Below are 23987 nucleotides of genomic sequence, written 5' to 3' on the forward strand. Positions count from 1 at the left end.
ACCTGCCGGCCGGTCCCTCGGAGGTCCTGGTCATCGCGGACGCCGGGGGCGGACGCCGAGTTCGTCGCCGCCGACCTACTCTCCCAGGCCGAGCACGGCCCGGACAGCCAGGTCGTCCTGCTCACCGACTCCCGGCCGCTGGCCGAGGCGGTCGCGACCCAGGTGGAGGAGCAGGTGGAGAGCCTGCCGCGCGCCGACATCGCCCGCAAGGCGCTCGCGTCCTCGCGCCTCGTCGTCACCCCCGACCTGGCCACAGCTGTCGAGGTGTCCAACGACTACGCCCCCGAGCACCTCATCCTCGCCCTGCGCGACGCGTCGGCCTGGGTGCCGCGCATCGACCGGGCCGGGTCGGTCTTCCTCGGCGACCACACCCCGGAGACGCTCGGCGACTACTGCTCCGGCACCAACCACGTGCTGCCCACCGCGGGTGCCGCGCGCTTCACCGGCGGCGTCAACGTTGGCGCCTTCCAGATCGCCATGACCGTGCAGCGCGCCACGCCGCAGGGCCTGGCCGCCGTCGGCCCGTGCGCCGTGACGCTCTCCGAGGCCGAGTCACTGCACGCCCACCAGCGCGCGGTCACGCGCCGGCTCGCCCGCACCCAGGGGGAGCTGTGACCACCCGCGGCGACACCACCTTCCCGGCGCACCTGGTGCGCCCGGACCTGCGCGACTTCGCGGGGTACTCCTCGGCCCGCACCAGCGCGCCCACGGGCATACCGGACCGCATCTGGCTCAACGCCAACGAGTCCGGGGTCGCCAGCCCCGCGGACAGCGGCGGCGGGTCCCGGCGCTACCCGGACCCGCAGCCGGCCGCGCTGGTTGAGGCCTTCGCCGACCTGTGGGCGACCACCCCGGACCGGGTCGTGGTCGGCCGCGGCAGCGACGAGGCGATCGAGTTGCTCGTGCGCAGCCTGTGCCGCGCCGGCGGTGACGGCGTCGTCGTGACCTCGCCGACGTTCGGGATGTATGCCGTCTCCGCGCGGCTGCACGGCGTGCCGGTGACCGACGTGCCCCAGACCGACGACGGCCTGCGCTGGCGGGTCGACACCGCCGCCGTCGCGCGGGCGGCCCGGGAGCACGGCGCCCGCCTGGTCTTCGTGGCCTCGCCGGGCAACCCCACCGGCTCGGTCGTCCCGCTGCGCGAGATCGCCGCGCTCGCCGAGGAGCTGGCCGACCAGGCGGTCGTCGTCGTGGACGAGGCCTACGGCGAGTTCGCGCAGCAGCGCTCGGCGATCACCCTGCTCGAGGAGCACCCCACCCTCGTCGTGCTGCGCACCCTCTCCAAGGCGCACGCCCTCGCCGGGGCCCGGGTCGGCATCGCGCTGGCCCACCCGGACCTGGTGGCCGTCCTTCGGCGGGTGCAGGCGCCCTACCCGTTGCCCGCGCCGGTCACCGAGCTCGCGCTGCGGGCGCTGTCCGAGGACGTCCTGCACGCCACCGCGCAGCACGTGGGCGAGGTCCTGCGGCTGCGTGACCAGGTCGGCCGCTGGCTGCGCGACCTCGATGACGTGCGCACGGTCTACGCCAGCGAGGCCAACTTCTTCCTGGTGCGGTGCGACGACCCTGACGCCCTGCTGCATACCCTGGGCGCCGCCGGCATCGTGGTCCGCGACATGCGCCACCTGCCGGGCCTGCACGACGCCCTGCGCATCACCATCGGCACCGGCCCCGAGATGGCCGCCCTGCGCGAGGCGCTGACCGCGTCATCGAGCCCCACCACCAGCACGGACATCAGCACCGACACCAGCACCGAGGAGAGCCCCGCATGAGCCCCCGCCCGATCTGCTTCGTCGACCGCGACGGCACGATCATCGCCGAGCCGGATGATCACCAGATCGACGCGCTGGACAAGGTGGCGCTCGTCGACGGCGTGATCCCGGCGTTGCTGCGCATCCAGGGGGCGGGCTTCGACCTCGTCATGGTGAGCAACCAGGACGGCCTGGGCACGGAGTCCTTCCCGACCGAGGACTTCGAGGGCCCGCAGCAGTTCCTGCTGCGGCTGCTCGCCAGCCAGGGCATCACCTTCCGGGACGTCTTCGTCGACCCGCACCACGGCGGTCCGGAGGCGCCGTGGACCCGCAAGCCCGGCATCGGGATGGTCGCGCACCTGCTCAAGGACCGGGGGGTCGACTGGGACCGCAGCGTCATGGTCGGCGACCGGTCCACCGACCGGGAGTTCGCCGACAACCTGGGGGTCCCGGCATACCTCCTCCCGGGACGGGTCGACGGGACCGACGACCACCAGCCGCGGACCACCTGGTCGCAGATCGCGCACGAGCTGGCCGACGCGCCCCGGACCGCCCGGGTCGAGCGCGCCACCTCCGAGACGGCGATCACGGTGGAGGTCGACCTCGACGCGACCGGCGGCAGCGAGATCTCGACCGGGATCGGGTTCTACGACCACATGCTCGACCAGCTAGCCAAGCACGGCGGCTTCCGGCTGCATGTCGCGTGCGAGGGCGACCTGCACATCGACGACCACCACACCGTCGAGGACGTCGCGCTGGCCGTGGGCGAGGCGATCCGCACCGCGCTCGGCGACAAGCGCGGCATCGGCCGCTACGGCTTCACCCTGCCCATGGACGAGGCGCAGGCGACCGCGGCGATCGACCTGTCCGGGCGGCCCTACTTCGCCTACGAGGGCAGCTTCGACCGGGAGGCCGTCGGCGAGTTCTCCACGGAGATGGTCGAGCACTTCTGGCGCTCCTTCGCCGACGCCATGCGCTGCACCCTGCACCTGTCGGTGACCGGCGGCAACACCCACCACAAGATCGAGGTCGGCTTCAAGGCGGTCGCCCGGGCGCTGCGCATGGGCATCGCCCGCCAGGGCGACTCCGCCGAGCTCCCGACCACCAAGGGCGTGCTGTGAGGGTCGCCCTCGTCGACGGTGGTGGCACCAACATCGGCTCGGTCAGCTACGCCCTGGAGCGGCTCGGCGCGACCGGCCGGCTCACCGCCGACCCGGGCGACATCCTCGCGGCGGACCGGGTGGTCCTGCCCGGAGTCGGTGCAGCCGGGGCCGGCATGCGCCGGTTGCGCGAGCTCGGTCTCGTCGAGGTGCTCGCCCAGGTGCAGGCCCCGCTGCTCGGGGTATGCCTGGGGATGCAGCTGCTCTTCGAGCGCTCCGAGGAGGACGGCGGCGTGGCGACGCTCGGCCTCGTGCCGGGCGAGGTGGTCGGCATACCTCCGGCAGCCGGGGTCCGGGTGCCGCACATGGGGTGGAACGCGCTGACCGACCTCGCCGAGGACCCGCTCCTGGTCGGGATCGAGGAGGGAGACCGCGCCTACTTCGTGCACTCCTACGCCGCGGCGCCCACCGAGCACACCCTCGCCAGCACCGTCCACGGGCGCCCGTGGACCGCGGTCGTGCGCTCCGGGCTGCGGTGGGGCGCGCAGTTCCACCCCGAGAGGTCCTCGGCGGTCGGCTCCCGCCTTCTGCGAAACTTCCTGGTGGAGGTCGATCGATGACGCCTGACCTCCGCACCGACACCGGAGAGATACCAGTGAGCACCACCGGACCGTTCACCGTCTACCCAGCGATCGACGTCCGCGGCGGCGCGGTCGTGCGCCTGCACAAGGGTGACTACGAGCAGGAGACGCGCTACACCGACAACCCCGTGGCCGTCGCGGCGAACTACGCGCGCTGCGGTGCGGCGTGGCTGCACCTCGTCGACCTCGACGCGGCCCGGGCCGGGGGATATACCCTGCTGGAGACCCTGGAGACGATCTGCGAGACCACCGGGCTCCGGGTGCAGACCGGCGGCGGGGTGCGCAGCGCGGACGACGTGCAGCGGCTGCTCGACGCCGGCGCCGAGCGGGTGGTCGTGGGCTCGCTGTCGGTGCGCGAGCCCGCGACGGTCGTGGGCTGGCTGGACCGCTTCGGCGCGGACCGGATCACCGTGGCGCTGGACACCCGGATCGGCGAGGACGGGCGGTGGGTGCTGCCGACCGCGGGGTGGACCTCGGTGGGGGAGCAGGACCTCACGACGACGCTGCACCAGTACCACGGCTCGGGGCTGCAGCACGTGCTGTGCACCGACATCGGCCGCGACGGCACGCTCTCCGGGCCCAATTTCCACCTCTACACGATGCTCACCCGCTCCAACCCCGCGCTGCAGATCCAGGCCTCGGGCGGCGCCCGGTCGGTCGACGACGTGCGGGCCGCGAAGAAGCAGGGGTGCGCCGGGATCATCCTGGGCAAGGCGCTGCTCGAGGGGCGGCTCACGGTGGACGACGCGGTAAGGGAGGAGCAGCCGTGACCCTGGCACGCCGGATCCTCCCCTGCCTCGACGTGCGCGAGGGGCGGGTGGTCAAGGGCACCCGTTTCCGCGACCACCGCGACATGGGCGACATCGTCGAGCTCGCGCAGCGGTATGCCCGGGAGGGCGCCGACGAGCTCGTCTTCTACGACATCACCGCCAGCCCCGAGGGCCGGGGCGTCGACGTGGGCTGGGTGGAGCGGGTGGCCCGCGCGATCGACATCCCGTTCTGCGTCGCCGGCGGCATCCGCTCGGTCGAGACGGCGCGGGCGGTGCTGCACGCAGGTGCCGACAAGGTGTCGGTCAACACGCCGGCCACCCAGCGCCCCGAGCTGGTCGGCGAGCTCGCCGAGGCCTTCGGTGTGCAGTGCGTCGTCGTCGGCGTGGACAGCCTGCGCGACGAGGACGGGCACTGGCGGATCCGGCAGTTCACCGGGAGCCCGGAGGCGACCCGGGCGCTGGAGACCACGACGCTGGACTGGGTCCGCGCGGTCGTCGGTCTCGGCGCCGGGGAGGTCGTGCTCAACTGCATGGGCTCGGACGGGGTGCGCGACGGCTACGACCTCGAGCAGTTGGCCGCGGTGCGCGAGGTCTGCCCGGTCCCGCTCGTCGCGAGCGGCGGCGCTGGGGCGCCGGCACACTTCGTCGACGTCTTCCGGGAGGCGGACGTCGACGGTGCGCTCGCGGCGACGGTCTTCCACGACGGGTCCATCGGCATACCCTTGCTCAAGGCGACGCTGGCCGACCACGGGATCGAGGTGCGCGCATGAGCGACCGGACACCCCGTCTGTCCGGCGTCGAGGCGGACTTCGACGTCGCCGACGTCGACTTCAGCAAGACCGACGGGATCATCCCCGGCGTCGTGCAGCACGCGCGGACCGGGCAGGTGCTCATGGTCGGCTTCCTCGACGAGCAGGCGCTGACGACGACGCTGGAGACGGGGCTGGCGACGTTCTTCAGCCGCAGCCGGGGTGCGCAGTGGACCAAGGGTGAGACGAGCGGCAACGTGCTGCGCGTCGAGGCGGTGGAGCTGGACTGCGACCGTGACACCCTGCTGCTCCACGCCCTCCCGAGCGGACCCACCTGCCACACCGGCGAGGAGACCTGCTTCGACCCTGGCGCGCGCCCCGGCTCCTTCGTGCACGAGCTCGACGAGCTGGTGCGGGATCGCCGTGAGGAGTTGCCGGAGGGGTCCTACACGACCTCGCTCTTCGAGGGTGGGGTGCGCCGGATCGCGCAGAAGGTCGGCGAGGAGGGCGTCGAGACGGCCCTCGCCGCGGTGGCGCAGGACGACGACGCGCTGCTGGGAGAGTCCGCCGATCTCGTCTACCACCTGCTCGTCCTGCTGCGCTCGCGCGACCTCGGTCTGGCGGACGTGGAGCGGGTGCTGCGGCAGCGGCACGGCTGAGCGTGACCTGCTGCCGCGTCCACCGGAGCGCACGGAGGAGCAACGAAGGTTGACATTTGGCGGCCGTCAACGTAGGTTGACGTCATGTCGCAGGACGGGTCCGAGGCGGGTGCACTGATCCAGCAGGCCGTGAGGTCCGCGGACCCGGCCACCGGCCTGCGGGCCGTTGCGCGGCTCCGCCAGATCACCGATGCGATCGAGCTCGAGCAGGTCGAGGCGGCCCTGCGGTCCGGGATGTCGTGGGCGGACATCGCTGTCTGCCTCGGCGTCTCGCGGCAGGCCGCGCACAAGCGGCTGCGGCACCGGGTCCCGCCCGAGCTCGTCCGGGGCAGGAGGGGGAAGTCATGAGCTGGGCCACCACGATGACGTTGTCGCAGACCGCGTGGCAGGAGTGCGCGCTGCTGGGGCACCGCGAGATCGACGTCGAGCACGTGCTGCTGGCGACGATGCAGGACGAGGAGGTGGCCGCGCTGCTGCTGCGGCACGGCGTGACGAGGGAGGGCACCCGGGACGCGATCGACAGGGCGGTGGCCGACGAGGTGTCGGCCCTCGGCGTCGAGGTGGGTTCGCTCGGTGGCCCGCGGCGCCGCGCCGTGGATGATCTGCACCACGCTGCGGTCGGCGATCTGGCTGTGAGCGGGCGGGCGCAGTTGCTGATCGCCGGCTCCTCGTCACCGATCCAGGCGCTCCTTGCGGCGGCCGAGGACGAGGGAGGGACGGTGCGGCGGCTGCTGTCCGCCCAGGGCGCCGATCCGGCGTCGGTCGTCGAGGAGGCGAGACGTCTCTCGGACCGGGGCCCTCACGATGCGTCGGTCGACGTCGGCAGCGTGCCCGGCCTTGAACGGCTCGGTCGGGACCCGGGCCGGGCGGTGCGACGCAGCCAGGTCCTGGCGGTGCCGGCGGGCCAGGTCTGGCCGTTGTGCTCGACGGCCGCGGGCATCCGCCGGTGGCTGGACTCCGACCCGGAGGCCGAGGCAGAGATCATCTCGGAGCGCGAGCTGGTCGAGCGTCCGGCCCCCAGAGCGGTCGGCCGACGTATACCGGGCCTCTCGGTTGTCTCACTCACTCGGCACCGTGTCTTCCTGCAGGACGACGGCGTCGGCGGCGGGGTCGTGCTGTGGAGCGGCGAGGTCGAGGTGCGCAGGTTCGGACGCCGGGCCTCGTGGCCCGGTCGGTGGAACCACCTCACGGTCCGGGCCGAAGGCCCGACGGCGACCCGGGTGGAGGTGGTCTCCGGAGGTGCCCTGCAGGGACGACCGCGATGGCTGCGGGACCTCGTCAACCGCTTCGCGCTCAACGTCAGCACGCGCAACGCGGTCTACCGGTTGGGGCTGCTGGTGGAGGGTCCCGACGCAGACGGCTGAGCGCTACCGGCTGGTGCGCAGGCCGACGTCGGCCAGCTCCAGGTCCGCCAGCACCCGGATCGCCTCTGGGTCGCGGGCACGCCAGGCGGTGACCGGGTCGTCGAGCACCTCCTGGAGCCGCCGCGGGCGCTGGTGCACCAGGGCGCGCAGCGCGAGGAGCTCCTGCGCCTGCGGTTCGCCGAGCTCGTGGCCCAGTGAGCGCGCCCGCCGGGCCCAGGCCAGTCGCAGGGCTGCCCAGATCAGCATCGTCAGGAGGATCGGTGTCCCCGCACTGAGCAGGGTGACCAGCCAGGCGACGGTCGTGACGCCGCCCTCCAGCCGGTCGCCCGCCGTGACCAGGTCGGTCCCGACCCCGGCAGCGCCGGAGAAGGGCGCCTGGAGGCTGTCGCCGACGAGCGGGATCTCGACGACCCGTCCGGCGACGTCGGTCATCCGCGATTGCATGCCCGTCCCCGCCGAGCGTAGCGGGTCGGCCGGTGCGGCCAGGGTCATGACCAGCCCGAAGACCCACCGACCGACGAGGACCCAGAGCACCACCCAGGCCAGGACGAGCAGGTCCGCGGTGACCTGGCGGGACCGGCGGGCGGGAGCATCGGCATACCAGCGCATGGGGCTCATCCTCACCCACCACCCGGTCGGGTGCTGAGAGGATCGCGGTATGACCCCGCCCGAACCGCGCGAGAGCGCCGCCCCGTCCGGTGGCGTCTCCGCGGTGACCGGCACGGCCGGCGCCCCGACGACGCCGCTGGCACGAGCGGTGGGGGACTGGCTCGACCACCTCCGGGTCGAGCGGGGCCGCTCCGAGCACACGCTCGCGGCCTACCGGCGCGACCTGCGCCGCTACCTCGCCTTCCTCGACGCGCAGGGCATCACCGCACCCGACGAGGTCCGCCAGGCGCACGTCACCGACTTCCTGGCGCACCTGCGCAGCGGCGACGCCGACCACCCACCGCTCGCCGCGACCTCGGCCGCCCGGGCCGTGGTCGCGGTCCGCGGGCTGCACACCTTCCTGGCGGTGGAGGGGGAGTCCGTGGACGACCCGTCCCGCGATGTCGCCCCGCCCACGCCGCCGCGGCGCCTGCCGAAGGCGCTGAGCATCACCGATGTCGAGCGGCTGCTGCAGGCGGCCTCGGTCGGGGACACCCCTGCCGCCCTGCGGGACCGGGCGCTGATGGAGCTGCTCTACGGCTGTGGCGCGCGGGTCAGCGAGGCGATCGCGCTCGACGTCGACGACCTCGACCTGGCCCGGCCGGAGGCGGCCGCCGACGGCGAGCTCCCCGGCGTGGTCCGGCTCTTCGGCAAGGGTCGCAAGGAGCGGATCGTGCCGATGGGACGGTATGCCCGGGACGCCCTGGACGCCTGGCTCGTCCGCGGCCGACCCGAGCTGGCGCGGAAGGGGAGCGGGACGCCGGCCGTCTTCGTCAACGCGCGAGGCGGGCGCCTGTCCCGTCAGTCCGCCTGGAACGCCATCAAGGCCGCCGCCGACCGGGCCGACCTCCGGGCCGAGATCTCTCCGCACACGCTGCGCCACTCCTTCGCCACCCACCTGCTCGACGGCGGCGCCGACGTACGGGTGGTGCAGGAGCTGCTCGGCCACGCCTCGGTGGCGACCACACAGATCTACACCCACGTCTCCACCCAGCACCTGCGCGAGGTGTATGCCCAGTCCCACCCGCGCGCGCGGCGCTGAGCTGGCAAGGACTTCGACCTCAGGTCGAGGTCCAGGCGGATGACCGCACCTGGACCTGTGGATTAGGGTCGGACCGATCGGCGGGACGCCGACCACACCCGAACGGATCTGGAGACACCACGTGAGTCACGACCGGCTGCCCGGCACCGAGACCTCGGGCGTGGGCCAGGAGGGCCCCACCGGCCGTCCGCTGCCCGACTTCCCCGTGCCCGAGCCGCTGGCGAGCCACGGCCCGGCCCGCATCATCGCGATGTGCAACCAGAAGGGCGGTGTCGGCAAGACCACGACGACGATCAACCTCGGCGCCGCGCTCGCGGAGTACGGCCGCAAGGTCCTCATGGTCGACTTCGACCCGCAGGGCGCGCTGTCGGTCGGCCTGGGGGTGCGCACGCACGACCTCGATGTCACGATCTACAACCTGCTCGTGGAGCGCGGCCACGACGTGCGCGACGTCATCCAGACCACCTCGGTGCCCGGCATCGACATCCTCCCGGCCAACATCGACCTGTCCGCCGCCGAGGTCCAGCTCGTGGGGGAGGTGGCCCGCGAGCAGGTGCTCGCCCGCACCCTGCGGCCCGTGATGGACGACTACGACGTCGTCTTCATCGACTGCCAGCCCTCCCTCGGCCTGCTCACGGTCAACGCGCTCACCGCCTCGCACGGCGTGATCATCCCGCTGGAGACCGAGTTCTTCGCGATGCGCGGCGTCGCGCTGCTCATCGAGACGATCGAGAAGATCACCGACCGGCTCAACCCGAGGCTGGAGATCGACGGCATCCTCGCAACGATGTACGACGGGCGCACGCTGCACTCCCGCGAGGTGGTCCGCAGCGTCGTCGACCACTTCGGCGACACCGTCTTCCACACCGTCATCAGCCGCACCGTGAAGTTCCCCGACGCGACCCTGGCCGCCGAGCCCATCACCACCTACGCCAGCACGCACTCCGGTGCGGAGGCATACCGTCAGCTCGCGCGTGAGCTCGTCGCGCGCGGCGGCGCTCCCTGAGCAGGATGGGTATGCCGACCGCCCCGGCCGCGGACCCGTCGTCGCAGGCCTCTGGCCAGCCGGGCGAGGCGACCCCGGGCGGCGTCCTCACCGCGACCCGCGGCGGCTTCGAGGTCCACCTCGACGTCTTCTCCGGTCCGTTCGAGCTGCTGCTCGGGCTCATCGCCAAGCACAAGCTCGACGTCACCGAGATCGCGCTGGCCCGCGTGACCGACGAGTTCGTGGCCTACCTGCGCGCGGCGCAGGAGGGCGAGGGGGAGTGGGACCTGTCGCAGGCCAGCGAGTTCGTGCTCATCGCGGCGACCCTGCTCGACCTCAAGGCCGCCCGCCTGCTGCCCAGTGGCCGGGAGGACGACGAGGAGGACCTGGCGCTCATCGAGGCGCGCGACCTGCTCTTCGCCCGGCTGCTGCAGTACCGCGCGTTCAAGCAGGTCGCCGACGAGCTGCGGCTGCAGATGGAGGGCAAGGGACGCATCTTCGCCCGCGACGTCGGCGTCGAGGAGCGCTTCGCCTCGCTGCTGCCCGAGCTCGTGCTGACCGTCACGCCCGAGCAGCTGGCGATGATCGCCGGCCGGGCGATGATCCCCCGGCCCCCGCCCGCCGTCGGCGTCGACCACCTCCACGCCGCACAGGTCTCGGTGCGCGAGCAGGCCTCGATCATCGTCGGCCGGCTGCGGGAGCGGGGCAGCACCAGCTTCCGCGACCTCGTGGCCGACGCCGACTCCACGTTGGTCATCGTCGCGCGCTTCCTGTCGCTGCTCGAGCTCTTCCGCGACACCGTGGTCTCGCTGGAGCAGGACGAGGCGCTCGGGGAGCTCACGGTGCGCTGGACCGGGCCGGACTCCGGCGAGGTCGGTGGGCAGGTCGGGGCGGAGTTCGACGAGGAGGAGGCCGATGAGCCAGCAGGATGAGCAGCCCGACGAGCCCGTGGCGGGTGCCGACCAGGCGGAGCAGGAGCAGGTCGCCTTCGACGTCACCGACTTCCCGGGGGGCGCCCGCTCCGCGATCGAGGCGGTCCTCATGGTCATCGACGAGCCGGTGACCGAGGAGGCCCTCGCCAGCGCGCTGGAGCTGCCGCTGGAGGACGTGGGCGCCGTCCTCGACGAGCTCGCCCAGGAGTATGCCCAGGGCAACCGCGGCTTCATGCTGCGCCGCCTGGGCGGGGGGTGGCGTGTCTACAGCCGACCGGAATACGCGCCGGTGGTGGAGAAGTTCCTCCTGGGTGGCCAGCAGGCACGGCTCACCCAGGCCGCGCTGGAGACGCTCGCCGTCATCGCCTACCGACAGCCGATCAGCCGGGCCCGTATCGGCGCGATCCGCGGGGTGAACGTCGACGGCGTCGTCCGGACGCTGCTGGCGCGCGGCATGGTCACCGAGACCGGGCAGGACCCGACCGGTGGCGCGGTGCTCTACGGCACCACCGACCTGTTCCTGCAGCGCATGGGGCTGGACAGCCTCGACGACCTGCCCGCGCTCGCCCCCTATCTCCCCTCGGCCGAGGTGCTCGAGGAGCTCGCATCGGAAGGACTCGCATGACCAGCGGCAAGAAGAACCCCGGACCCCGTGGCGGGCAGGGCGGACGACCCGGGCAGGGCGGCAGGTCCGGCGGAGGCCGGTCCGGCGGCCGGGGCGGGTCTGCCTCGCGCGTGCCCTCGCAGGGCGGAGGCGCCGGACCGCGTCGCGCGGGTGGCACCCGGCCGCCGCGGCGGCGCCGTCCCAGCACACCGCCGGACCCGGCGACCCGCGACGTCCACACCCCGGACGGCGTGCGGCTGCAGAAGGTGCTCGCCGGCGCGGGCTTCGGGAGCAGGCGAGCCTGCGAGAAGCTCATCGAGGAGGGTCGCGTCGAGGTCGACGGCCAGGTCGTCGTGGAGCTCGGGGTGCGCGTCGACGCGGCCACCCAGACGGTGCACGTCGACGGTGACCGGGTCGTCGTCGACACCGAGAAGCTCTACCTCGCCTTCAACAAGCCGGCCGGTGTCGTCTCCACGATGGAGGACGAGGAGGGGCGGCCGTGCCTGACCGACTACGTCGGGCACCTGTCGCGCCGGCTGTTCCACGTCGGGCGGCTGGACGTCGACACCGAGGGACTGCTGCTGCTCACCAACGACGGCGACCTCGCGCACAAGCTGCAGCATCCGGCCTACGGCGTGCCCAAGACGTATGTCGCACAGGTGCACGGCGTCGTGGCTCCCGGCATCGGCAAGCAGCTGCGCGACGGCGTCGAGCTCGAGGACGGTCTGGCGAAGGCCGACAGCTTCCGGCTCGTCGACGACATCCCTGGCCACTCGATCATCGAGATCGTGCTGCACGAGGGTCGCAAGCACATCGTGCGCCGGATGATGGAGGAGGTCGGCTACCCGGTCGAGGCGCTCTCGCGCGTCCAGGTCGGCCCGATCAAGCTCGCCGAGCTGCGCCCGGGGAAGTATCGCGCGCTCTCGGCCGAGGAGGTCGCCCAGCTCTACCGCGCGGCGGGGGAGTAGGGCCTGCGCACGGCGGCCCGCCGAGGTCGGACCGCGGGCATGGCGGCCAGGGGCGACTCCCGCACCACTCGACGGTGATCGCCGGATGATCGTGCCGGGTAGCCCGCCTCCAGGCGGGTCAGCGTCGAGACGGCGAGGCGGGGATGGTCCCGTGGGAGTCGGGTATATACCCGATATCCACGGGACAGTCATGACATGCCGACCTAGGGTGGCCGGATGAGACCGAGGTTCCCCGCGCCGCTGCGGCCGGGTGCCGTCGTCGGAGTCACGAGCCCCTCCGCCGGCGTGCCAGCCGAGCTCCGGGCACGCCTGGACGTGGCCGTCGAGTCGGTGCGATCCCGCGGTTACCCCGTGGTCGTGGGCCGGTGCATGGACGGCGCGCGCCACGTCAGCGCGCCGGCCGCGGACCGGGCGGCGGAGCTGCAGCGGATGCTGCTCGACCCGGGCATCGCCGCCGTGGTCCCGCCGTGGGGCGGTGAGACGGCCATCGACCTGCTGCCCCTGCTCGACTGGGGCGCGCTGACGGCGGCGGAGCCGACGTGGATGGTGGGCTTCTCCGACATCGCCACCCTCATCACCCCGCTCACGCTCCGGGCCGGGTGGGCGACGATCCACGGGCAGAACCTCATGGACACGCCCTACGCCGTGCCCGACGGACTCGTGAGCTGGCTGGACCTCGTCGCTCTCCCGCGCGGGGCGACCGTGCGACAGACGTCACCGGGGCGCTACCGCGAGGGCTTCGTGGACTGGGCCGAGCACCCGGAGGACGACACCGACGTGCTCGACCACGCCGGGGCTTGGACGCGGCTGGACGGCGGGGGTGACGTCGACGTCACCGGGCGGCTCGTCGGGGGCTGCGTCGAGACGTTGGCGAGCCTGGCGGGGACGACATACCTCGACACCGGCGCCCTGGCGGACCTCGGAGACGGGCTGGTCGTCTACGTCGAGGCGGCGGAGCACGACGCCTTCACGATCTGCCGCCACCTGCACGGTATGCGCCTGGCCGGCTTCTTCGATGGCGCCGCAGCGGTGCTGGTGGGCCGGACGTCGGCACCGGACGGTGCCACCCTGACCCAGCACGAGGCGGTCATGGACGCGCTGGACGTCCTGGGCGTGCCGGTGGTCGCCGATGTCGAGTGCGGCCACGTCGCGCCGCACCTGCCGCTGGTCAACGGGGCGCTCGCCCGGGTCGAGCACACCGCGGCGACGTCCGCCATCACGCAGACGCTCTCCTGACGAGGCGGATCAGCCGCCGGCGCCTCAGACCGAATGCAGGACCACTGAGAGCCGGTATGTCACTCGAGAGCCCCCTCGAGGAGGCTGCCGAGTGACATACCGGCTCCCGGTGCCCCGATCGACCGGCGCGGGGTATACCGGTGCGACCGTTACGCTGGGTCGGTGCCTTCTCGTCCCCTCACCATCGCCATCGACGGGCCCTCCGGGTCCGGCAAGTCCTCCGTGTCCAAGGCCGTGGCGCGGGAGCTGGGACTGGGCTACCTGGACACCGGCGCGATGTACCGCGCGGTCGCCTGGCGGTGCCTCGATGCGGACGTCGACCTGACCGACCAGCAGGCCGTGGCCCAGGCTGCGCGCGACCTCCCGCTGGACATCTTGACCGACCCCGACGACCAGACCCTGCGGGTCGGTGGGACCGACATCACTGACGCCATCCGCGAGACCCGCGTGACGTCGCAGGTCTCGGCCGTGGCCACGAATCTCGACGTGCGCGCCGAGCTGCGCCGGCGTCAGCGGGAGATCGTCGCCGCGGCCCGTGAGCAGCAGGGCGGCATCGTCGCGGAGGGCCGCGACATCACCACCGTCGTCGCCCCCGACGCCGAGCACCGCATCCTCGTCACCGCCTCGGAGGAGGCGCGCCTGACTCGCCGCTCCACCGAGCTGCACGGCGGCGCCGACGCCGAGCAGGTCGCGGCGACCCGCGACCAGATCGTGCGCCGCGACCAGCAGGACTCGACGGTCAGCGCCTTCATGGAAGCCGCGGACGGGGTCGTGACGTTGGACACCTCGGACCTGTCGTTCGACCAGGTCGTGGCGGCCGTGCTCGCGCTGGTCCGCGGCGAGGTCGAGCCGGAGCGCTCACCCGAGCACGCGGGTGAGGCCACCTGACCTGCCGGGCACCGACCGCCTGCGACATACCCCCGACACCGACCTGAGGAGCACCAGATGAGCTCGTCCGCCTCCGACAAGATCTCCGCCTACGCCCACCCCGAGCGCCTCGTCACGACCGAGTGGCTCGCCGAGCACCTCGACGACCCGCAGGTCGTCGTGCTCGAGTCCGACGAGGACGTCCTGCTCTACGACACGGGGCACATCCCCGGCGCACGCAAGCTCGACTGGCACACCGACCTCAACGACCCGGTGACCCGCGACTACGTCGACGGCGAGCGCTTCGCCCAGGTCATGGGTGAGCGCGGCGTCGGTCGGGACACGACCGTGGTCATCTACGGCGACCGGTCCAACTGGTGGGCCGCCTACGCCCTGTGGGTCATGACGCTCTTCGGCCACGAGGACGTGCGGCTGCTGGACGGCGGCCGGGCGAAGTGGGTCGAGGAGGGCCGGGAGATGACGACTGACGCGCCCGAGGTGACGCAGGCGGCATACCCCGTGGTGGAGCGTGACGACTCCCGCGTCCGCGCCTTCAAGGCCGACGTGCTCGACCACCTCGGTCAGCCGATGGTCGACGTGCGCAGCCCCGGGGAGTTCTCCGGCGAGCTCCTGCACATGCCCGACTACCCGCAGGAGGGCGCCATGCGCGGCGGCCACATCCCGGGCGCGACGTCGGTGCCGTGGGCGCGGGCGGCCAACGAGGACGGCACGTTCAAGTCCCGCGAGGAGCTCGAGGCGATCTACCAGCAGGAGCAGGGGCTGGCGACCTCCGACGACGTCGTCGCCTACTGCCGCATCGGCGAGCGCTCCAGCCACACCTGGTTCGTGCTCACCCACCTGCTGGGCTTCGAGAAGGTCCGCAACTACGACGGCAGCTGGACCGAGTGGGGCAACTCGGTCGGTGTGCCGGTGGAGCGCTGAGGTATGCCGGAGACCGAGAGCGGCGCGCTCCCGGAGGCGATGGCCGAGCTCGCCGAGGACTTCCACGCGGTGAGCCAGCCCGAGCGGCTGCAGCTGCTACGGAGCTCTCCCGTGAGCTCCCGGGCTGCCCGAGCGCTACGAGGGCCACCTCGACCAGATGGAGCGGGTCGACGAGTGCCAGTCGCCGTTGTTCCTCGCGGTCGAGGTCGAGGACGACGCCGAGCGCACGGTGCGGCTCTTCTTCGACGCGCCCGCGGAGGCCCCGACGACGCGCGGCTTCGCCGGCATCCTGCACGAGGGCCTGGACGGGCTCGGCGCGCAGCAGGTGCTCGACGTCCCCGACGACGCGCCCTACCGCTTCGGCCTGGCCGAGGCGGTCTCGCCGCTGCGCATGCGCGGGATGGTCGGTATGCTCGGCCGGATCAAGCGGCAGGTGCGGCTGCGCTCGGAGGCCCTCGCGGCCGCGGGGGAGGGAGCATGAGCCAGCAGGACGGCACGCCCGCTCCGCAGGAGGACAGCGACCACGCCGAGGTCGAGGTCGAGTGGACCGCGGGAGACCCCGACGGGCTGCCCGACCTGCATGATGACGACGAGGCCAGCGAGCAGGACGAGGCGCTGGAGCAGGCCCTGCGCGCGGGTCTGGTCGACTTCGAGCTCTCGGACGAGGACCAGGCCCTCGTCGAGCGGGGCGAGCTGCCGCAGGAGGACCGGGAGGACGTGGGCGGTCGCCCCGTCGTCGCGGTCGTCGGGCGTCCCAACGTCGGCAAGTCCAGCCTGGTCAACCGCATCCTCGGCCGCCGCGAGGCGGTCGTCGAGGACGTCCCGGGCGTCACGCGCGACCGCGTGTCCTACGACGCGGAGTGGTCCGGGCGCCGCTTCACCCTCGTCGACACCGGCGGCTGGGAGGTCGACGCCACAGGCATACACCTGCGGGTGGCCGAGCAGGCCGAGGTCGCCATCGAGCTCGCCGACGCCGTGATGTTCGTCGTCGACGCCACCGTCGGCGCGACCGACACCGACGAGCAGGTCGTGCGGCTGCTGCGCCGCTCCGGCAGGCCCGTCGTGCTCGTCGCCAACAAGGTCGACGACCAGCGCTTCGAGGCCGACGCCGCGATGCTGTGGAGCCTGGGGCTGGGCCAGCCGTGGCCGGTGTCAGCGCTGCACGGCCGCGGTTCCGGCGACGCGCTCGACGCGCTGCTCGACGTCCTGCCGGAGAGGTCGGCCGTGGCCGGCGTGGCGCCGGAGGGCGGGCCGAGAAGGGTGGCCCTGCTCGGGCGCCCCAACGTCGGCAAGTCCTCCCTGCTCAACAAGCTCGCCGGCTCCGACCGCGTCGTCGTGGACGACGTCGCCGGGACCACCCGCGACCCCGTGGACGAGCTCATCGAGCTCGGCGACGACGGCCGGGTATGGCGCTTCGTCGACACCGCGGGCATCCGCCGGCGCGTGCACCAGACCAAGGGCGCGGACTTCTACGCCTCGCTGCGCACCCAGGCCGCCCTGGAGAAGGCCGAGGTCGCGGTCGTCCTGGTCGATGTGTCCGAGCCGATCGCCGAGCAGGACATCCGGGTCATCCAGCAGGTCGTCGACTCCGGCCGCGCGCTGGTCGTCGCCTACAACAAGTGGGACACCCTCGACGAGGAGCGCCGCTACTACCTGGAGCGCGAGATCGAGCGCGAGCTGGTGCAGATCACCTGGGCGCCGCGGGTCAACATCTCCGCCGCCACCGGGCGCAACGTCGCCAAGCTGGTGCCCGCGCTGGACACCGCGCTCGGCTCGTGGGACCGGCGCATCCCGACGGCCAAACTCAACGCCTTCCTCGGTGAGGTCGTGGCCGGCCAGCCGCACCCGGTGCGCGGCGGGAAGCAGCCGCGGGTCCTCTTCGCCACCCAGGCCGACACCCGCCCGCCGCGCTTCGTGATCTTCGCCTCCGGCTTCATCGAGGCGGGCTACCGACGCTTCCTCGAGCGGCGCCTTCGCGAGCAGTTCGGCTTCGTCGGGACGCCCATCGAGATCTCGGTCAGGGTGCGGGAGAAGCGGCGTCGCTGAGGGCCCTCGGGCCGCCTCGGCCGGTTGGGTCGGGGCGGTGCCGGTGGGGTAGCATTTCCCAGGTTGCCGCCTTGGCGGTGACAGCCACGGGCTGTGGCGCAGTTTTGGTAGCGCACTTGACTGGGGGTCAAGGGGTCGCAGGTTCAAATCCTGTCAGCCCGACCATCGGATGTCCTCGGACGATCGCACGGGGCCGGACCGACATCGCGCGGGTCCGGCCCTTTCGCATGGTCCCTGGTCGGCCCGGGGCGCTCGATCCGGAGAGGGCTGTTCGGGAGGCTGTGTCTCAGGCCTAGCCAGCAGGTGAATGTCTCGCTAGGGTCGATTGTCGACAAGTAGACAACTACCCTGGGATTCCACGTGGACGCTCTCGCACGACGACTCGGCCTGAAGACCAACCCCCAGATCTTCTTCACCTCAGCCGGCCTGATGGTGGTCATCCTCATCCTGCTGCTGCTCTTCCCCGGAGGCATCGGCGAGGGTTTCGCCGCGGCACGCTCGTGGGTGACGACGAATCTCGGCTGGTTCTTCATCCTCGGTGTCACCGCCTGGCTGATCTTCCTCATCTGGATCGCGATCAGCAAGTACGGCGAGCTGCGCCTGGGCAAGGGCGACGAGAAGCCGCGCTACTCGCGGCTGTCGTGGTTCACCATGCTCTTCGCCGGTGGCATCGGGACCGTGCTGATGTTCTGGGGTGTGGCGGAGCCGATCTCGCACTTCAGCGCGCCGCCGTTCCCGGGCGTCGAGCCCTACAGCGCCGCAGCCGCCGAGGACGCGATGAACATCGCGCTCTACCACCTCGGACTGCATACCTGGACGATCTTCACCCTCCCGGGGCTGGCCTTCGGCTTCTTCATCTACCGCTACGACCTGCCGATGCGGGTGAGCTCGGTCTTTTACCCGTTCCTCAAGGAGCGCATCCACGGGCCGATCGGCAAGAGCATCGACGTCTTCGCGGTGCTCGGCACGCTCTTCGGGCTCGCGGTGAGTCTCGGCCTGGGCACCTCGCAGATCAGCGCGGGGCTCTCGGAGCTCACCGGCGTCGGCGACGGGGTTGTCGTCAAGGTCGTCGTCATCGCGGTGCTCACGGCGGTGGCCACGGTGTCGGTCGCGGTCGGGCTCGACAAGGGCATCAAGCGGCTGTCGAACCTCAACATCGGTATGGCGGTGGGCATGATGCTCTTCGTCCTCTTCACCGGCGGGGCGACTGTCTTCCTGCTCCGCGAGCTGGTGGAGAGCGCCGGCAACTACCTCGCGGCGCTGCCCGAGCTGTCGTTCTGGAACGACGCGCTGGCCAACGAGACCACCGAGGACGGTTGGGGTTGGCAGGCCGGGTGGACCGTCTTCTACTGGGCCTGGACCGTGACCTGGGCGCCGTTCATGGGCGTCTTCCTGGCGCGGATCTCGCGGGGCCGGACGGTGCGTGAGTTCATCGGTGGCGTGCTGGTCGCGCCCTCGCTGTTCACCCTCGTCTGGTTCGTCATCTTCGGGTGGTCGGCGATGAACATCGACGGCATCGGTGGCGACGGCGGACCGATCTCCACCGCGGTCGGCGAGAGCGTGCCGCTGGCGATGTTCACCTTCTTCGAGAACTTCCCCTGGACCCCGCTGCTGCAGGGCCTGGTGGTCGTCATCGTCGCGCTCTTCTTCGCGACCTCGGCGGACTCGGCGGCGCTGGTCGTCGACATGCTCTGCAGCGGTGAGGACGAGGAAGGCCCTGTCGGCCAGCGCGTCTTCTGGGCGGTCTGCCTCGGCGCGCTGGCGGCGCTGCTCATCGTCCTCGGCGGCGACGAAGGGCTCAACGCCCTGCAACAGGTCATCACCGTCATCGGACTGCCGATCTTCATCCTCGTCTTCGCGATGATCCCGGCGCTCTTCGCCGGACTGCGGTCGGAGAAGCTGCGGGTCACTCGTGGGGACGACGACATCAGCCCGAAGGAGCACATCCACCGGCAGTCGGAGGAGACGACGGACGCGTGAGGCTGCGGCTCAGGTGTCGCCACGTGACGGGCCGGGCACGACGTCGGTGACCTCACCCTCGGCGTCCCAGGACACCAGCTCCTGGGACGGGCCGGAGGGGCGAGAGTCCAGGACGGCCACCGTGACGGTCAGGGAGTCGACCACCCAGATCTGCGCCTCCTGCGTGGGAGCGTCCGGGCTGACGAGGGCGGCACGCTCAGTGCCGTCGCGCACGACCCAGGCGTAGATCTGCTCGTCGCTCCACACGGGCGTCGCCTCGCAGGTGAAGGCCAGATCGACCGCGCAGGAGGGAGCGCCGTCGGACTCGATGAGACACAGGGCCGGCTGTCCGTCGATCGCATCGACCTCGAGGGTCCGGCCAGCCCCGCGATCGAGCCTGTCCGCGGCCTGTCCGCCTTCTCCTGCCGCCGGTTGGGTGCTCGGCGTGCCCGAGATGAGGTGGGCGAATGACCCTACGCCGCCTCAGTCGGCGACCTGGGGCGGCTGGCGTCGGCACCGCTGGCCGCCCTCGGTCTGACGTCGACTCTGGTGCCGGTCGGCCAGGGCGTTCACGTGAACGTCAGGGCCGATCGGGTCGGGCGTGTCGTCGGCCCTAGCGTTCACCTGAACGCTGGTGCCGATCGGGTCGGGCGTGTCGTCGAGAGGCCGAGGCCACCATGCGCGACGCCCGGTGGGGTGTGGGGCAACCACTCGCGACGCCCGGTGAGGTGTCGGCGGTGTGTTCAGAGGACGTCGGCGAGGGCCTTGCCCCACAGGTCGCCGGCCTCGTCGACCTGATCCTCGGTGACGACCAGCGCGGGGATGAAGCGCACCACCTGCGACCAGGCGCCGCAGGTGAGCAGCAGCAGCCCGTGGCGCGCGGCGGCCTGCTGGGCCCGGGCGGCCGTCTCGCCGTCCGGCGTGCCGTCAGCCGTGCGGAACTCCGCGCCGAGCATCAGGCCGAGCCCGCGCACGTCGGTGATGGCGGTATGCCCGTCCGCGACCGCCTGCAGCCGTCCCCGCAGCTGCTCCCGCGAGCCGCCGCATTGCCGACGAGGTCCTCGCGGCGCATGACGTCCAGCGTCGCGAGCGCGGCGGCGCAGGCCACGGCGTTGGCGCCGTAGGTGCCGCCCTGCGAGCCGGGCCAGGCCCTGCTCATGAGCTCCTCGGAGGCGGCGATCCCGGAGAGCGGGAAGCCGGAGGCGATGCCCTTCGCGGTGATGAGCACATCGGGAGCGACGCCGAAGTGCTCGTGCCCCCAGAAGCGCCCGGTGCGACCCCACCCGGTCTGCACCTCGTCGAGCACGAGCAGGATGCCGTGCCGGTCGGCCCGCTCCCGCAGACCGGCCAGGAACTCCGCCGAGGCCGGCACGTAGCCACCCTCGCCGAGCACCGGCTCGACGAGGAAGGCCGCGGTGTCCTGCGGGGAGCTGACGGTCTGGAGCTGGTAGTCGAGCTCGCGCAGCGCGAAGGCGGTCGCCTCCTCCTGGCTCCAGCCGTAGTGGGTGGGGTTGGGGAAGGGCGAGACCGCGACCCCGGGCATCAGCGGCGCGAACCCGGAGCGGAACTTCGTGCCCGAGGTCGTCATGGACGCCGCGGCGACGGTGCGCCCGTGGAAGCCCCCGTGGAAGGTGATGACGTTGGGCCGACCCGTCGCCTGGCGCGCCAGGCGCAGGGCGGCCTCGACCGCCTCGGACCCGGAGTTGACGAAGAACATCGAGTCCAGGCCGGCGGGCAGGACCTCTGACATCCGCTCGACGAGGTCGAGCAACGGGCGGTGCATGACGGTGGTGTACTGCGCGTGGATGACCTTGGCGACCTGCTCCTGCGCTGCGGCGACGACGTCCGGATGGGCGTGGCCGGTGCTCGTCACCCCGATGCCCGCGGTGAAGTCGAGGTAGCGTTCGCCCTGCTCGTCCCAGAGGATCGCTCCCTCACCACGGTCGGCGATGACGGGGGTGGCCTGCTTGAGCAGGGGGCTGAGGTGCGCCACGGTCGTCTCCTGCGATTGATAGATTGTTGACAATCCGAACGTACCGCATGAGGAGGCCGCTGTGAGCGAAGGACGAGAAGACGTCGAGGGGCTGGACCGGGACGGTGTCCTGCGACGGGTGCCGACCGACCTGTTCATCGGCGGTGAGTGGGTCCCGGCGGACGCGGGGGAGCGCTTCGACGTGCTCGACCCGGCGAGCGGGCGTGCCGTCGCCAGCGTCGCCGACGCCGGTCCGGACGACGGTATGCGCGCGCTCGAGGCCGCGGCCTCGACCCAGGCCGAGCTGGCGGCGACCTCGCCCCGGCAGCGCGCGGACTGGCTCACCGCTGCCTACGAGGCGGTGATGGACCGGGCCGGCGACCTGGCCCACGTGATGACCCTGGAGATGGGCAAGCCGCTGGCCGAGGCCAAGGGCGAGATCACCTACGCCGCGGAGTTCCTGCGGCACTTCGCCGCGGAGGCGCTGCGCATCGAGGGTGGCTATCAGACGGCGCCGGCCGGCAACGCCCGCTTCCTCACGATGCACCAGCCGGTGGGGCCCTCGCTGCTCATCACGCCGTGGAACTTCCCGATGGCCATGGGCACCCGCAAGATCGCGCCGGCGATCGCCGCCGGCTGCACCAGCGTCATCAAGCCCGCCGCCCAGACGCCGCTGTCGATGCTCGCGCTCGTGCAGATCCTGCACGAGGTGGGGGTGCCGGCCGGGGCGGTCAACGCCGTCACGACGACGCAGGCCGGCGAGGTGATGGAGCCGATGATCCGCTCGGGCCTGGCCCGCAAGCTGTCCTTCACCGGGTCCACCGCCGTCGGCAAGGTGCTCCTCGAGCAGTGCGCGCAGCGGGTGCTGCGGACCTCGATGGAGCTCGGTGGCAACGCCCCCTTCATCGTCTTCGCGGACGCCGACCTCGAGGACGCGGTCGCCGGCGCGATGGCCGCCAAGATGCGCAACATGGGCGAGGCCTGCACCGCCGCCAACCGGATCTACGTGCAGGAGCCGGTCGTGGCGGAGTTCGGGCGGCGGCTCGCCGAGGAGATGGCGGCTTTGACCGTCGGACCGGGGACGCAGCAGGGGGTCACGGTCGGCCCGCTCATCGACGACGCGGCGCAGACCAAGGTCGCCGAGCTCGTGCAGGACGCGATTCGAGCGCGGCGCGCAGGTGCTCACCGGTGGAGAGGTGCCCGAGGGCGAGGGCTACTTCTACCCGCCGACCGTGCTCACCGGCGTCTCGCCGGACGCGCGGATGGCCGATGAGGAGATCTTCGGGCCGGTGGCTCCGCTGACCCCGTTCACCACCGAGTCGGAGGTGCTGGGTCTGGCCAACGACACCCCCTTCGGCCTGGTGTCCTACGTCTACACCCGCGACCTCGACCGTGCCCTGCGCATGGCCGAAGGTCTGGAGTCCGGCATGGTCGGTCTCAACCAGGGGGTCGTCTCCAACCCGTCGGCGCCCTTCGGCGGGATCAAGGAGTCCGGCCTGGGCCGCGAGGGCGGTGCGGTCGGCATCGAGGAGTTCCTCGAGGTGAAGTATGTCGGGATCGCCGGTCCTCGCCCCGCCGCTCAGGACGGCTGAGGCCCGCCCGCCGCGTCGGTGACGGCCCCGGTCGTGGATCCGGTCAGCCGCCGCAGCGCGTCCCGCATGTGGTGCACGATCAGCGCATCGGTCCGACGGGGGTTCCCGTCCGCGAAGGACCGGGCGATCTCGCGGTGCTCGCCGACCCGGGCCTCGTCGACCGCATAGGTCGGCTCGAGCAGGTGGATGCACATGCGGGTCTCGGTCATCAGCGTCGCGTGGATGCGGGAGAGGTGCGGGCTCTCCGCGTGCTCGACGAGGACCTGGTGGAAGTGGATGTCGGCGTGGCTGACGTCCCGGACGTCCTGCCGGCGGCGGCTCGTGCCATCTCCTCGACGACCTCGAGCAGCGCCGCCGAGGTCGCGGCGGGGGTCGTCTCGTGGATCCGTCCTCCGGCGGCCCGCTCGATGGCCGAGCGAGCGAGGTAGAGGTCGCGCACCCGCTCGTCGGTCATCTCCACGACGAAGAGACCCCGGTTGGGGTGGGCGACGAGCAGACCCTCCTGGGTCAGCCGCTGCAGCCCCTCGCGCAGGGGGCCACGGCTGACCCCGAGGCGGGCGGCATACTCCACCTCGCCGAGCTGGCTGCCCGGCGCGATCTCGCCCAGCGCGATCGCCTCCCGGATGCGGGAGGCGACCATGCTCGGGGTCGACTCGCGCGGCACGGGGTGCAGCGCGGCGGAGGCGGACCGCGAGAGGGCGGTCATCGGGCGGCTCCCAGCAGTGCGGCGTCGCCGCCGGCGGGCACCGGGTCGGCGGTGAGGACGACGGTGCCGAGCGCGCTCTCGAGGTCCTCGACCCAGCGCAGCGTGTGCAGCGCGGTGTCCGGCACGAGGACCGCGTCGGCGCCGGTCCGGTCGCTGCCGGAGGTGCAGGCCCACACGAGCGCCGCGCAGCCCGGGGGCAGCTGGTCGGCGCCGGCCGCGAGCCGGTCCGGTCCGCCCAGGTCGAGGAGCGCGTCGACCCGGTGGACGTCCTCCCCGACGCTGGTGTGCACGAGCGCGAGGGCCACGTCGTGGCCGTGACCGCGCAGGTGCTCCTGTGCCCAGCCGTCGTCGTCCTCGGCGCTGTGGCCGGGATAGAGGATCCCGATGCTGGTCATCGCCCACACCCCTGTGCTCGCCGGCCGCCGGGCCGGACCTGGTTGGTGGTCTCGATGGTAGA

The 23987-nt window shown here is 72.4% G+C and carries 24 protein-coding genes, 1 tRNA gene and 3 pseudogenes; 22 read left to right on the plus strand and 6 right to left on the minus strand.

Annotated features, from left to right (window positions below; all coding sequences use genetic code 11):
• Positions 1-108 precede the first annotated feature (108 nt).
• From FU792_RS18490 to FU792_RS07540, 9 genes and pseudogenes are all read left to right on the plus strand, one after another.
• Positions 109-615, plus strand: a pseudogene (locus FU792_RS18490) (histidinol dehydrogenase); the annotation flags it as partial.
• Positions 612-1769 carry a histidinol-phosphate transaminase gene (hisC, locus tag FU792_RS07505; RefSeq protein ID WP_022923885.1) on the plus strand — a complete coding sequence of 386 codons (1158 nt, stop codon included), beginning with the start codon at positions 612-614 and terminating at the stop codon, positions 1767-1769. The pseudogene FU792_RS18490 and the gene hisC, both read left to right, overlap by 4 nt.
• A complete protein-coding gene (hisB, locus tag FU792_RS07510) occupies positions 1766-2869 on the plus strand; it encodes a bifunctional histidinol-phosphatase/imidazoleglycerol-phosphate dehydratase HisB (RefSeq protein WP_022923886.1) in 1104 nt (367 codons plus the stop codon). Before hisC ends, hisB begins: the two co-directional genes overlap by 4 nt.
• On the plus strand, positions 2866-3468 hold the full coding sequence (gene hisH / locus FU792_RS07515; protein ID WP_022923887.1) for an imidazole glycerol phosphate synthase subunit HisH: 603 nt from the start codon (positions 2866-2868) through the stop codon (positions 3466-3468). Before hisB ends, hisH begins: the two co-directional genes overlap by 4 nt.
• Positions 3465-4259: a 1-(5-phosphoribosyl)-5-[(5-phosphoribosylamino)methylideneamino]imidazole-4-carboxamide isomerase gene (gene hisA / locus FU792_RS07520; protein ID WP_052327727.1), complete on the plus strand. Its 795-nt coding sequence runs from the start codon at positions 3465-3467 to the stop codon at positions 4257-4259. The genes hisH and hisA overlap by 4 nt, the downstream gene beginning before the upstream one ends.
• The gene (gene hisF, locus FU792_RS07525; protein ID WP_022923889.1) at positions 4256-5029 is read left to right on the plus strand and encodes an imidazole glycerol phosphate synthase subunit HisF; all 774 of its coding nucleotides are present in this window, start codon (positions 4256-4258) and stop codon (positions 5027-5029) included. Before hisA ends, hisF begins: the two co-directional genes overlap by 4 nt.
• Entirely contained in the window at positions 5026-5667 is a 642-nt protein-coding gene (gene hisIE / locus FU792_RS07530; RefSeq protein ID WP_022923890.1) for a bifunctional phosphoribosyl-AMP cyclohydrolase/phosphoribosyl-ATP diphosphatase HisIE, read from the plus strand. The genes hisF and hisIE overlap by 4 nt, the downstream gene beginning before the upstream one ends.
• A gap of 84 nt (positions 5668-5751) precedes the next feature.
• Positions 5752-6015, plus strand: coding sequence for a hypothetical protein (locus tag FU792_RS07535; protein WP_022923891.1), 264 nt, complete (start codon positions 5752-5754; stop codon positions 6013-6015).
• The gene (locus FU792_RS07540; RefSeq protein WP_022923892.1) at positions 6012-7031 is read left to right on the plus strand and encodes a Clp protease N-terminal domain-containing protein; all 1020 of its coding nucleotides are present in this window, start codon (positions 6012-6014) and stop codon (positions 7029-7031) included. Before FU792_RS07535 ends, FU792_RS07540 begins: the two co-directional genes overlap by 4 nt.
• A 3-nt stretch (positions 7032-7034) precedes the next feature.
• On the opposite strand, the gene FU792_RS07545 is transcribed toward FU792_RS07540, so the two are convergent.
• A complete protein-coding gene (locus tag FU792_RS07545) occupies positions 7035-7649 on the minus strand; it encodes a hypothetical protein (RefSeq protein WP_149814672.1) in 615 nt (204 codons plus the stop codon).
• Between the two features lie 40 nt (positions 7650-7689).
• Here FU792_RS07545 and xerD point away from each other — a divergent pair, with 40 nt between their 5' ends.
• From xerD to FU792_RS07605, 12 genes are all read left to right on the plus strand, one after another.
• Positions 7690-8721 carry a site-specific tyrosine recombinase XerD gene (xerD, locus tag FU792_RS07550; RefSeq protein WP_022923894.1) on the plus strand — a complete coding sequence of 344 codons (1032 nt, stop codon included), beginning with the start codon at positions 7690-7692 and terminating at the stop codon, positions 8719-8721.
• A 121-nt stretch (positions 8722-8842) separates the two neighbouring features.
• Positions 8843-9727, plus strand: coding sequence for a ParA family protein (locus FU792_RS07555; RefSeq protein WP_022923895.1), 885 nt, complete (start codon positions 8843-8845; stop codon positions 9725-9727).
• Between the two features lie 11 nt (positions 9728-9738).
• The gene (locus FU792_RS07560) at positions 9739-10638 is read left to right on the plus strand and encodes a segregation and condensation protein A (RefSeq protein WP_022923896.1); all 900 of its coding nucleotides are present in this window, start codon (positions 9739-9741) and stop codon (positions 10636-10638) included.
• Positions 10622-11263, plus strand: coding sequence for an SMC-Scp complex subunit ScpB (scpB, locus tag FU792_RS07565; protein WP_022923897.1), 642 nt, complete (start codon positions 10622-10624; stop codon positions 11261-11263). Before FU792_RS07560 ends, scpB begins: the two co-directional genes overlap by 17 nt.
• The gene (locus tag FU792_RS07570) at positions 11260-12210 is read left to right on the plus strand and encodes a pseudouridine synthase (protein ID WP_022923898.1); all 951 of its coding nucleotides are present in this window, start codon (positions 11260-11262) and stop codon (positions 12208-12210) included. The genes scpB and FU792_RS07570 overlap by 4 nt, the downstream gene beginning before the upstream one ends.
• Before the next feature lie 216 nt (positions 12211-12426).
• The gene (locus tag FU792_RS07575; protein ID WP_022923899.1) at positions 12427-13446 is read left to right on the plus strand and encodes a S66 family peptidase; all 1020 of its coding nucleotides are present in this window, start codon (positions 12427-12429) and stop codon (positions 13444-13446) included.
• A gap of 162 nt (positions 13447-13608) precedes the next feature.
• Positions 13609-14334: a (d)CMP kinase gene (gene cmk / locus FU792_RS07580; protein WP_022923900.1), complete on the plus strand. Its 726-nt coding sequence runs from the start codon at positions 13609-13611 to the stop codon at positions 14332-14334.
• 57 nt (positions 14335-14391) lie between these two features.
• Complete coding sequence (locus FU792_RS07585; protein ID WP_022923901.1) at positions 14392-15255, plus strand: sulfurtransferase; 864 nt, start codon at positions 14392-14394, stop codon at positions 15253-15255.
• 157 nt (positions 15256-15412) lie between these two features.
• Positions 15413-15736: a SufE family protein gene (locus tag FU792_RS07590; RefSeq protein WP_338101175.1), complete on the plus strand. Its 324-nt coding sequence runs from the start codon at positions 15413-15415 to the stop codon at positions 15734-15736.
• Entirely contained in the window at positions 15733-17301 is a 1569-nt protein-coding gene (der, locus tag FU792_RS07595; RefSeq protein ID WP_022923903.1) for a ribosome biogenesis GTPase Der, read from the plus strand. The genes FU792_RS07590 and der overlap by 4 nt, the downstream gene beginning before the upstream one ends.
• An 87-nt stretch (positions 17302-17388) precedes the next feature.
• Positions 17389-17466: transfer RNA gene (locus FU792_RS07600), tRNA-Pro, on the plus strand.
• Positions 17467-17661: 195 nt separating this feature from the next.
• Entirely contained in the window at positions 17662-19281 is a 1620-nt protein-coding gene (locus tag FU792_RS07605; protein ID WP_022923904.1) for a BCCT family transporter, read from the plus strand.
• 9 nt (positions 19282-19290) lie between these two features.
• Here the strand turns inward: FU792_RS07605 and FU792_RS07610 are convergent, their stop codons facing one another.
• A complete protein-coding gene (locus FU792_RS07610; RefSeq protein WP_022923905.1) occupies positions 19291-19527 on the minus strand; it encodes a hypothetical protein in 237 nt (78 codons plus the stop codon).
• A 476-nt stretch (positions 19528-20003) separates the two neighbouring features.
• Positions 20004-21253, minus strand: a pseudogene (locus FU792_RS07615) (aspartate aminotransferase family protein).
• A gap of 91 nt (positions 21254-21344) precedes the next feature.
• On the opposite strand from FU792_RS07615, the pseudogene FU792_RS07620 reads away from it, so the two are divergent.
• Positions 21345-22824 (plus strand): annotated as a pseudogene (locus tag FU792_RS07620) (NAD-dependent succinate-semialdehyde dehydrogenase).
• Here the strand turns inward: FU792_RS07620 and FU792_RS18845 are convergent.
• The 3 genes from FU792_RS18845 to FU792_RS07630 are packed head-to-tail and all read right to left on the minus strand — an operon-like array spanning position 22812 to position 23925.
• The gene (locus FU792_RS18845; RefSeq protein WP_338101185.1) at positions 22812-23102 is read right to left on the minus strand and encodes an FCD domain-containing protein; all 291 of its coding nucleotides are present in this window, start codon (positions 23100-23102) and stop codon (positions 22812-22814) included. The pseudogene FU792_RS07620 and the gene FU792_RS18845 overlap by 13 nt on opposite strands.
• Positions 23033-23530: a GntR family transcriptional regulator gene (locus FU792_RS07625; protein ID WP_338101176.1), complete on the minus strand. Its 498-nt coding sequence runs from the start codon at positions 23528-23530 to the stop codon at positions 23033-23035. Before FU792_RS07625 ends, FU792_RS18845 begins: the two co-directional genes overlap by 70 nt.
• The gene (locus FU792_RS07630) at positions 23527-23925 is read right to left on the minus strand and encodes a hypothetical protein (protein ID WP_052327729.1); all 399 of its coding nucleotides are present in this window, start codon (positions 23923-23925) and stop codon (positions 23527-23529) included. Before FU792_RS07630 ends, FU792_RS07625 begins: the two co-directional genes overlap by 4 nt.
• Positions 23926-23987 lie beyond the last annotated feature (62 nt).

Origin of the sequence: Serinicoccus marinus DSM 15273 (assembly GCF_008386315.1) — a bacterium.
In the GTDB taxonomy this organism is placed as follows: domain Bacteria; phylum Actinomycetota; class Actinomycetes; order Actinomycetales; family Dermatophilaceae; genus Ornithinicoccus; species Ornithinicoccus marinus.